Origin of the sequence: Clostridium sp. AF36-4 (genome assembly GCF_003435975.1) — a bacterium.
Taxonomy (GTDB): Bacteria; Bacillota; Clostridia; order Lachnospirales; family Lachnospiraceae; genus Eubacterium_F.
Genome location: NZ_QTVH01000001.1, coordinates 211,015 through 211,289, shown reverse-complemented (window position 1 = coordinate 211,289; position 275 = coordinate 211,015). Strand labels below are relative to the sequence as shown.

General features: G+C 40.0%; 1 protein-coding gene. It reads left to right on the top strand.

All coding sequences use genetic code 11. The features are described from left to right. Positions 1 to 23: 23 nt before the first annotated feature. A partial coding sequence (locus DW005_RS14070) for a hypothetical protein (protein ID WP_347461309.1) occupies positions 24 to 275 on the top strand: 252 nt, incomplete at its 3' end.

The following is a 275-nucleotide window of genomic DNA, read 5'->3' as shown; positions in this document are numbered from 1 at the left end:
AGTCCAAAGAGGATGTGATCAAAGTGGCAAGAACCTATTTTTCGCGATGGAAGATCGAGGAATACTTCCGTTGTAAAAAGCAGATGTTTCGGTTTGAAAACTTCCGTGTGCGGAAGCTTCGTGCAATTAACGCACTTAACTTTTATATCACCTTGTGCATGGGATTTCTGGCACATATGTCTATGAAATCAGAAACAAATGCGCTTAAGGTTTCCATTATACAAAAAGCAGATCCTGTAAAGGCAAAAGTATTCTTCTGCTATTATCGACTGGCG